This window comes from Weizmannia acidilactici, assembly GCF_008974225.1.
Lineage (GTDB): Bacteria > Bacillota > Bacilli > Bacillales > Bacillaceae_C > Weizmannia > Weizmannia acidilactici.
On the sequence record NZ_BKZR01000040.1, the window covers coordinates 20,731 to 30,256 of the forward strand.

Below are 9,526 nucleotides of genomic sequence, written 5' to 3' on the forward strand. Positions count from 1 at the left end.
TTTGTAACCCCTTATAAATGTATCATAGCACTGCAGTATCCGGGCGTCAAAGTTTCCAACCTTACAGTTTGGGTGAAGTGGGGGGCTTCCCGGGTAACAACCCCTTTTACCAGCGGGTTAAATTGACGGGGCTAACCCTCTCGTTTCAAGAGTTTTTATATTAGGCCAGCGCCAATAGTCGTAATCATTCTTTTTTAATATTGATGGCTGCATTATACACGTTCTGCATGGAACGGATATAGCATTGTACAAAGCAAAAAATCAATCAAGGAACAGGGCAGTGTTATAGAGGGATTTTCACTTTTGTTCCGGGCCAATTCCCATGCGGTTTGCTATTCACAAAATCGTAGAAACTTCGCTAGGCGAAAAACTTTACTCTTCTTATACGGGTGTTATAATATGTTTTGCATTCAAAAGAGCGTTTCATAAAAATATTCCACCAATAAGAAGAGAGGTTTCATGGAGATAAAAGCTGTTAAACTGAAACAGAAGTCTGCTTTTTTACTCAATAGATATTTAACCGGTGATTCGATCGAGTATCGGGAAGTCATTGCGATTATTATTCCAATTTTGGTTGACCAGGCGTTTTTGATCTTAATGAGTTTTTTAAACACGGCGATGATCAGCTCAGCCGGGGTCAGTGCTGTCAGTGCCGTCAATATGGTGGATTCGCTGAATATTTTTCTTGTGAACGTATTTATTGCAGTGGCGACAGGGGGCACGGTCATTGTTGCCCAGTACAAAGGCGCCGGCAATAAAGAGATGGTATCAAAAACAGCGACACAGGCGATTTCCGCCGTCACCATTTTTTCCGTGCTGATCGCCGCACTTGTCATTGTGTTTAACACGCCGACTTTAAATTTATTGTTTGGAAAAGCGGAAGCTGATGTTTTCCATAATGCGAAAATCTATTTGATCGGCAGCTGCCTGTCTTATCCTTTTATCGCAATTTTTCAGGCGGTATTGGGCGGATTGCGCGGCGTTGGGGAAACAAAGCCCTGCCTTGGTTTGTCACTGCTTTTGAATTTAACGAACACGGTCCTGAACGTGCTGTTTATTACGATTTTTAAAATGGGCGTCATCGGCCTTGTCATGTCCATTCTGCTCGCAAGGATTTTGGGCATGGTGGCATCCATTGTATATGTAATCAAATACAATGCGTCGGTCCGCTTTAAAATAAAAAATGCCTTGCAACTTGATTTTTCGATATTAAAGAAAGTCATGTTTATCGGCATTCCGTTTGCGGCGGAACAGATCTTTTTTAATGGTGGAAAGCTGTTGACGCAAACATTTATTGTGCAGCTCGGGACGCTGGCACTGACGGAAAATGCGATCGGAAGCTCGATTACACTGCTATTCCAGATCGGCCCGAACGCGTTGAGCATTGCGATCGTAACAATTGTCGGCCAGTGCATGGGGCGGAGAAATATTGGCGATGCGCGGAAATTTACGAAATCGTTTATTGCCCTTTCCTCGCTTCTTTATATAGTGACATCCGCCATTTTATTGCCGTTTTTCCCGGTCATGATGAAACTGTTTAATCCGCCTGATGAGATCATCCCAACGATTTTTGCGATTGTCCTTATTTCAGCGGTTGGACAGCCGCTTTTGTGGCCGCAAAGTTTTATCATGCCGGCGGCGCTCAGGGCGGCGGGAGATTCCACTTTTACTTCGGTTGCCTCACTTTTATCCATGTGGCTGCTGCGGGTTGTGCTCGGCTATATTTTGGGGATAACGTTCGGGCTTGGCATCATCGGCGTCTGGGTGGCGATGATCACCGAATGGGGCGTCCGCGGCCTGATCTTTACCGGGCGTTTCAAAGGCACCAAATGGTATGCGCATAAGCTGGTGTGAGATGATAGGCGTTTCATAAATAAGTCAGATGTGGCTGTCTCTTTGGGGCAGCCTTATTTTTGTTGCTATTCTGGATAATGAAAGAACTGTGTTGGGATATTGAAATCATTAACAATGATGTCACATCACTTTTAAAAGAACCATGCAATACTGTTTTGAAAAATTGTTGGAGTTACAAGCCGGGATACCATACTCCCGGCTCAATGCATGATTGGGGTTCTTTGTTTCTCTTTGACAACTGCATCTTGCGCCACTTTGAGTTTTTTTCTGTATTCCACATAACGGATCCGGCAGCCGGGCCCGATTTCGATGTTTTCGCCGCGGACCGTATCGGCTTCCGTGTTTTCCAGATAAATGTCGTCCCCTTCAATGGCAGCTGCCTGCAGAAGTACGTGTTTTTTATGGAAACGGAGCATGTCGGTTATGCCATTTTGCGTCCGGACCGTGATTTTTTTTCCGCCGATTTCGCCCGCGCGGCTTGGTTTATACCTTAAGGTAATGTTTATTTCTTCAGCATTTAAGAGGCCGCCAATCTGGAACTGGCCTTTCGAAATAAATGTTTCGGCTTCGACGTCTTCCTTTACAGCGAGAAGACCTTTAATTTCTGCTTTGTCCCCGCTGTATTTTCCGCCGACTTCCAGCAACCCGCGCACAATGCTGCTGCGGATTTCTGCGTCGCCTCCGATTTGGCAGGTGCCGAAAATACTTGCTTTATCCGTTCGCAGGGCGCCGTTCATAACCGCTTCTCCAAAAACAGATACACTTTCCGCTTTCGTATCACCGTGCACTTTGCTTTCGCCGCGTATGGAAAAATGCCGGCAGTCGAGGGGATCGGCAATTTCCGCTTCCCCGTTCACCTTCACATTCCCGTACGCCCCGCCGCCGTAAGAACCCGAGCCATTTATGGTCAAATGATTTCTTTCTTCCATGATCTTCACGACTCCTTTTAAATTTTCCTGTATTCTCTCACTGTTGCTGAATCATCTTTTTCAAAACGATGGGTGTATTCCACCAGATCGATCTCACATTTTTTTCCAATCGTAACATTCCGCCCTCGGACCACTTTTGCACGGGTGATTTCCAAATTGATGTCATCCCCTTCGATGCTATCTGCAAAGAGTAACGTAGCAAGGAAGGGCTTGAGCCAGTTTGAAAAGGTTGCATCTTTTTTTACGGTAATGCGCTGTCCGCCGATTTCGCGGATGGAACTGCGCCCGTAAGGTTCAATAAAAATATGTTCGGCATTCAGCTCTCCATCGATTTTAACCGGGCCGCGGACCCGGACTTCTTCTGCTTCACAATTTCCTGCAATACTCGCGCGCCCTTCAAGATTCACTTCAGCAGCTTGTATATTGCCGCCGAATTTCCCGCTTCCTGACACTTGAAGCTTAGCGGCTGCAACATCTTTCAAAACTTTAGCGATGCCTTCAACTGTAATGTTTTCTCCGCTTATGCTGCCTTCGAAGGTCGCTGTGCCGTTGACCTCGACCGTTTGTGAAACAATGTTACCTTTGAACGTGGCGATGCCATTCGATTCCAGTTTTTCACATTTGACATCTCCGTTCACAGTGCTTTTTCCGTTTAACGAAACATCTTGAAAAGATCCGCCATTGGAGGAACCGATACCGTTGATAACAAGATTTCCTTTTTTTAATTCATTCATTTTCTTCGCCACCTTTTACATCAATTTCATTTTCAATTCATCGGCCAGCTGCATGAGATCGACTTTTGCAATGATTTTCGTCTCTTTTTCAAATAGAATATTTTCCGCTTTTTTTAACAAAAAACAGGAGGATACGCCGAATTTCCGGATGAGCCAAATTTGAGAATGATCTACGGAAAAAGACTCTGCGGTATTGTGCAGCAGCTGCAGCAACATTTTCCCTTCTTCAATCGAAATTTCCCCAGAGTGCAAAAGCTTTTCCAGCATATAAATGGCAAGGACATCTTCAAAGGGGAATACCTGATCCTTTGTTTGTGCCTGTTCCAAGAAAAAGTTCAGGACAAATTCAGAAGCAATGCCGTGCTTTAGGATTTCTTCTTTGCTGATCAGTTTTCCGCTGCTCGGTGAAAACATTTCGGCGAGTTCATCCAACGAGAGATTTTCTTTCATCGCCTGGATTTTTTCGATACGTTCCAGGATGCGTTCGCGTGGAAAGAAGGTTTCCTGCCCGGTAAAAGTGGATTTGCGGATAAACCAATCTTCTGGTATCAGGTTCTTTCTTTTCCAGCGGTACAACTGGCCGTAGGAAATCCCGGTCTGTTCAAGCAAATCTTTTTTGGAGATCAAATCTGCATCCATTTTTTCCACTCCTTTTGCTGTTATCAATATAACATAACACTGTTACGTTGTAAACAAAATTTTAAGAGAACATAAATTTAGAAAATTTGATCATAAAGCGGAATGGTTGTGATATAGTTAAATCATCATACATAAAAAGCTAAGGAGAGAAGAACATGATCGCAGGAGAATATAAACAAATGCTCGGGCAGAAATCGGTCATCAGGGAAATTGCAGAATACGGTGCGGTAAGAGCAAAAGAAATCGGTTCTGAAAATGTGTTTGACTACAGCCTCGGCAATCCCTCTGTTCCAGTGCCGCAGGCGTTTACCGACAAACTCGTTGAACTGGCGCAAAGCCCAAACCCTGCGGCCGTTCACGGATATAGCCCAAGCCTTGGGATTGATTCGGTACGCGAAAAAATTGCGGCTTCATTAGAAAGACGTTTTGGGATTGCCTACAGGAGAGAACATATTTTTATGACAACCGGTGCTGCCGGCGCAATTGCCCATGCTTTAAGGGCCGTCACCGTGCCGGGAGACGAAGTGCTTACCTTTGCGCCGCATTTTCCGGAATATGTGCCGTACGTGAATAAAACGGGCGCCGTGTTAAGAGTTGTCCCTGCCGATACGGAAAATTTTCAAATCAATTTTTCGGAATTTAAAAAAATGCTGACGGCAAAAACATCGGCCGTTTTGATCAATACGCCGAATAATCCGTCGGGTGCGGTATACTCCGAAGATACAATCAGGAAACTGGCAGAGATTTTACAGGAAAAAGAGCGGGAATTCGGGCATGAAATTTATCTCATTTCTGATGAACCGTACAGGGAAATTGTTTTTCAAGGCGTGAACGCTCCGTATGTTGCGAAATATCATCCGAATTCGATTACCTGTTATTCTTTCAGCAAGTCGTTATCGCTTCCGGGTGAGCGGATCGGCTATATTGCCGTCAACCCGGCATGCCCGGACGCGGAGCTGATTGTCAACATGTGCGGCCAGATTTCAAGGGGGATCGGACATAATTGCCCGCCATCTATCATCCAGCTTGCCGTTGCTGAAGTCGTGGATATGACGGCGGATTTATCCGTTTACGAGACAAATATGAATATTTTATATGACGCCTTAACGGATATGGGTTTTTCTGTTGTGAAGCCGGGTGGCACGTTTTACATGTTCCCGAAAGCGTTGGAGAAAGACGCCGTGGCATTTTGTAAAAAGGCTTTGGATTACGATTTGCTGCTTGTCCCATCAGACACTTTCGGCTGTCCGGGCTATTTCCGGATCGCCTACTGCATCCCGACGGAAAAAGTACAGCGGTCGTTGGAGGCGTTCCGGAAGTTGGCGGATGCATATAAATAAGGAGTGGAAAAAGGGGCTGTTCAGGTTTGGGGCAGTCCTTTTTCTTCTAAACTTTATAGAGGAGCTGAAGGCTAAAAGTTTGATTCGATTTTCAATCGGATCTGGCGAAAATAAAGGTCATCCATTTCCTTTTCACGGGACACAGTTGTGAGGATCTGCAGGCTGTTATTGGCCCGCGGCGTTTTGACATATGATAGCTCTTCAGCGATCTGGAGCCTTTTTTCTTGTCGCATCAAGAAAGGGTCGGATCCTCGTTCAGGACCCGGGACACAGTCACGGGGGTTACACCCTCCAGCTCGGCAACATTGCGAATACTGGCCATCGTCTAGCGTTCATTACTGGTTTTGATTACTCAGGCGTTGGCAATCCATCTCGAATAAGCGGAAAATTTGCATTATCGGTCCGGAATTGTATAATGGCAATTGTCAAATATGTGACTGGTGGAATTTTTGCTATGTTCATACTTTCACAATGGAGCTGATCTTTTATGCGGGAATCGATTTCAAAAGAAAATATTAGGGAAAGAGTGCGCGACATTGTGTTGAATGATCTCGACGAGGATCCTTCCCAGATACGGGATGACAGCCTGTTTGTGGACGACCTCGGCGCGGATTGGATTGACTTGACTGAAATGGCCGTGGAATTTTCGGATGAATTCGATCTCGATATACAGGAAGAAGATCTCAACAAGCTGGTTTCCATTGAAAAAACGGTGGATTATATTTATGAAAAGATGCAAAAAGGGCGTTGATTTTCCTGTGCTTGTGCTGCAACCTGTGGAGAAAAACAAGCTTCACGGGTTTTGTTTTGCAATAGGGCGGTTTTGTTAAATACTGTTAGCATGCGCCATTTGCAAATCGTCCGTTATCCATTATACTAATACAGGTATACAGAGCGAAACTTTACCATGGCTTGGCTGTGTTAATATACATGATTGATTGAAAGGAGAGATCGGATTGGCCATTATGCAAGGTGAAACTTTGGTGACGGAAATCCGCCAATTGGATCAAAAAGGTTCCGGGCTGGCCGTTGTCTGGCGCGAGAATGAGCTTGGAACCCCGAAAAAGTTAAAATTGACTATTCCGCGGACACTTCCGGGCGAAAAAGTGCGCGTGGCGGTGGACCGGCCGGAAAAAAGGCGGACAAAAGCAATCCCGGAAGAAATTTTGGAAGCCCATCCGGAAAGAATTTTGCCGCCATGCCCGCATTTTGAGCGTTGCGGCGGATGCGTTTGGCAGCACTGGGCATACGAGGGGCAGCTAAAACAGAAAACCGCCCATGTGAAAGAAGCAATTGCCGCGCAGGGCTTTGACCCGGCGCTTGTCCGTGATACGATCAGAATGGACGAGCCATGGCATTACCGCAATAAAATGGAATTTACATTTGCGCCGGACGGTTCGCTCGGACTCCATGAGCAGGGTAACTTCCGGAAAATCATCCCGCTTGAAACCTGCCTGATCGCCGGCAAAGAAATGGTGGAGGGCGCAATGGAAGTGGCCGCCTGGGTGAAAGAGCGGGGCTTAAAAGGCTACGACAAAGATAAGCACGAAGGATTGCTGCGCCATTTGATGGTGCGCCAGTCATTTGCGACAGGCGAAATGATGCTTGCCCTGTTTGCGACGGAAGCGCCGGATGGGGATCTGGAAGAAGCGGCCCGTGATTTATCGGAGCGGATCGGCCGCAAGTTCCCGCAGGTGAAAAGTTTGCTATGGCTTGAAAACACGCAGTGGGCCGACCGCACGCAGGCGGAAAAAACGCATGTCCTGTCCGGCCGCGATTTTATTTACGATGAAATGAGTGGCTACGGCTACCGGCTCTGGTTTGACACGTTCTTCCAAACAAATCCGGTTCAAGCCCAGAAACTCGTAGATCTTGCGATTGAAATGGGTCAGCCGAAGAAAACGGAAAAAATGATCGACCTGTTCTGCGGCGTCGGCACCTTCTCATTGCCGTTTGCCGACCGGGTCGGGGAACTCGCCGGGATTGAAATTGTAGAGACATCGATCGAGTCCGCAAAGCGGAATGCCAAAGACAACGGCATTTCGAATACGTACTTTCTCGCCAAAGATGCGCGCAAAGGCATCGATGAGGTTTTGGAAAGCTTCGGCAAACCGGAACTGCTGCTCCTCGACCCGCCGCGCTCCGGAGCCGGCGGCAAAGTGATGCGGAAAATCGGTCGCGCCAGACCCCAGCGGATCGTCTACGTTTCCTGCAACCCGGACACATTTGCAACGGATATAAAGGAACTCGAACCGTTCGGCTACAAGCTCACCGCCGTGCAGCCGGTGGATCTGTTCCCGCACACGACACACGTTGAGTGCGTTTCGCAGATAGTTTTAAAATTGTAACCCAAAAATAAACATTTCCTTACCAAAATAAACATTTCCGATTGCAGCCCTGATTTTGTGAAAAAATACTTTTCCGATTTTAGGGCTGTTTCATACTCAATCCCTTGTCCTGCCTGGCTTTCCCCCTTTTTTGCTCTTGACCAACTTTCGGAAGACTTTATTTTAAAACCGAAAAAAACGTGAAAAAAATGCGGAAAAACAGGCGAAAAAACGGCCATTTTTGAATCAAAAATCCTTCAAAATAGGGGTTCTGTCGGAAAACTTTATTTTAACTAGAACGGAAGAATACGGGTTGGAGAGGGGGATTTTGAGAAGTTTATTTTTTGGCGTAACATAGTTAGAAAGAAGAATTTAATTATGATTGTAATATTTCATCCATAATGTGGAATAAGAGAGAAAAGAAATATGTAGTGTAGAAAGCAATGAAACCTGTAAAGTGTGTAACTGTTACGAAGTTTTTTCTTGTATTTCTCTGGCTGACCCTCATGTTTTTTCGCCAAGTTCGGCGGAGTCCAACAAAGTAGGGGGAAGAAAAAGAATAGGAGAAAAGAGAACCAGATTCGTAGAGGCATAAAAAAAGAAAGTGATATATACACTTCCTTGAAACTTCAATTTCATTTTCCATTTCCCTTTCTAAACCATGTACAAATCCCAAAAGGCCCGGTTTGTATTTGTCTTAACTGTTTCAAAAGAAGTTCATTATTTCTCCTAAGTCTTTTGCTGGAATTTGACAATCCTGCATCGGCCAAAGGTAAATTTAGACTTCTTCTTTCTTTCTCATTCATTTCGGCTAATCCCCTCTTTTTTCTAAAATTGTTGTGTAGCTGTTAAAATCCATTTCCCCTGGCTAAAAATGTTGGTTCTTATTGTTAAAAAGTTGTTCTTCTGCCAAAAAAAGTTGGAATTTACTTTCATTCATCTGTTTTTTTTCTTCCCCACGGCAGTATTTCTGATATTAAATTGGTACTTGAGGGAAAAAAGAAGGTGCCCTGCTGTTATTTACCTATTTTCCAATGTTAAAAAGATGGTTTCTGTTGTAAAAAGGTTAGTTTCGAAAGAAGGAAGGAGTAACAGGGATAATCCGCATATGTAGCGAGATTCTTAATCCTCCAATTCAAATTCCCAATCCTCGGTACAATCATCTTGTAGTAAATCTTGGATGATTCTTTCAGTATCAAATTGGTCTCTTTTCGTTTTTAGATATTCAAACTCCTCTTTTGGTATCAAATAATGATCCGGGTTAACATCACTTTGTTTGCCAGATAGTAATCCTTGCTTAACCCATCTTATAACTGTTTCTTGGGTAACTCCGTAGTAATCAGCAACTATTTGTGTATTAACAAACTCTACATTGTTAATTGTTTGATTTTTTCTGCTGAAGTTCTGCATTTTAGCCCTTCCCTTTCTTTGAGAATTTGTATAGTTATTATTGGTTTTAAAATGATTATGGCACTACGTTGAGGAATAATGCAATAAAGTTTGAAATATATAATCAAAATAAATGGAAAATATGGATTTAAATATTTGGTTTCATTGTAGGTGGAAATAGGAAGTCATCAAACACTATCTCAATATTTTTTCTGGGGTGATCCGGATAGATTGGTTCTTCTTATGTTCAGATAAAACTAATTTGATGTGATAGATAGAAATACGCATCTTTTTAATTGTGCTATTATTAAAAA

At 44.3% G+C, this 9,526-nt stretch carries 10 protein-coding genes; 4 read left to right on the plus strand and 6 right to left on the minus strand.

The genetic code is table 11. From position 1 onward, the window contains the following. The first annotated feature begins 459 nt into the window (after nt 1–459). A complete protein-coding gene (locus tag GBH70_RS13290; RefSeq protein ID WP_151681491.1) occupies nt 460–1,854 on the plus strand; it encodes an MATE family efflux transporter in 1,395 nt (464 codons plus the stop codon). 200 nt (nt 1,855–2,054) lie between these two features. Here the strand turns inward: GBH70_RS13290 and GBH70_RS13295 are convergent, their stop codons facing one another. Genes GBH70_RS13295 through GBH70_RS13305 form a run of 3 tightly spaced genes read right to left on the minus strand, consistent with a single transcriptional unit; the run spans nt 2,055 to nt 4,156 of the window. Then, nucleotides 2,055–2,783 (minus strand): hypothetical protein, encoded by a 729-nt coding sequence (locus GBH70_RS13295; protein WP_151681492.1) that lies wholly within the window; start codon nt 2,781–2,783, stop codon nt 2,055–2,057. 17 nt (nt 2,784–2,800) lie between these two features. Continuing rightward, on the minus strand, nt 2,801–3,517 hold the full coding sequence (locus GBH70_RS13300) for a polymer-forming cytoskeletal protein (RefSeq protein WP_151681493.1): 717 nt from the start codon (nt 3,515–3,517) through the stop codon (nt 2,801–2,803). Between the two features lie 15 nt (nt 3,518–3,532). Next, entirely contained in the window at nt 3,533–4,156 is a 624-nt protein-coding gene (locus tag GBH70_RS13305) for a YhbD family protein (RefSeq protein ID WP_151681494.1), read from the minus strand. 155 nt (nt 4,157–4,311) lie between these two features. Between GBH70_RS13305 and GBH70_RS13310 the strand changes: the two genes are divergently transcribed. Then, nucleotides 4,312–5,496: a pyridoxal phosphate-dependent aminotransferase gene (locus GBH70_RS13310; RefSeq protein ID WP_151681495.1), complete on the plus strand. Its 1,185-nt coding sequence runs from the start codon at nt 4,312–4,314 to the stop codon at nt 5,494–5,496. Between the two features lie 232 nt (nt 5,497–5,728). On the opposite strand, the gene GBH70_RS17860 is transcribed toward GBH70_RS13310, so the two are convergent. Beyond that, nucleotides 5,729–5,818, minus strand: a complete 90-nt coding sequence (locus GBH70_RS17860; RefSeq protein ID WP_151681496.1) for a LacI family DNA-binding transcriptional regulator — start codon at nt 5,816–5,818, stop codon at nt 5,729–5,731. A 165-nt stretch (nt 5,819–5,983) separates the two neighbouring features. On the opposite strand from GBH70_RS17860, the gene GBH70_RS13320 reads away from it, so the two are divergent. After that, the gene (locus GBH70_RS13320) at nt 5,984–6,247 is read left to right on the plus strand and encodes an acyl carrier protein (RefSeq protein ID WP_151681497.1); all 264 of its coding nucleotides are present in this window, start codon (nt 5,984–5,986) and stop codon (nt 6,245–6,247) included. A 205-nt stretch (nt 6,248–6,452) separates the two neighbouring features. After that, complete coding sequence (gene rlmD / locus GBH70_RS13325; protein WP_151681498.1) at nt 6,453–7,844, plus strand: 23S rRNA (uracil(1939)-C(5))-methyltransferase RlmD; 1,392 nt, start codon at nt 6,453–6,455, stop codon at nt 7,842–7,844. Between the two features lie 614 nt (nt 7,845–8,458). Here rlmD and GBH70_RS16845 read toward each other — a convergent pair. Together GBH70_RS16845 and GBH70_RS13330 are read right to left on the minus strand one after the other, a co-directional pair. Continuing rightward, complete coding sequence (locus GBH70_RS16845; protein WP_172968311.1) at nt 8,459–8,629, minus strand: hypothetical protein; 171 nt, start codon at nt 8,627–8,629, stop codon at nt 8,459–8,461. A 316-nt stretch (nt 8,630–8,945) separates the two neighbouring features. Continuing rightward, the gene (locus tag GBH70_RS13330; protein WP_151681499.1) at nt 8,946–9,233 is read right to left on the minus strand and encodes a helix-turn-helix domain-containing protein; all 288 of its coding nucleotides are present in this window, start codon (nt 9,231–9,233) and stop codon (nt 8,946–8,948) included. Between the last annotated feature and the right edge of the window lie 293 nt (nt 9,234–9,526).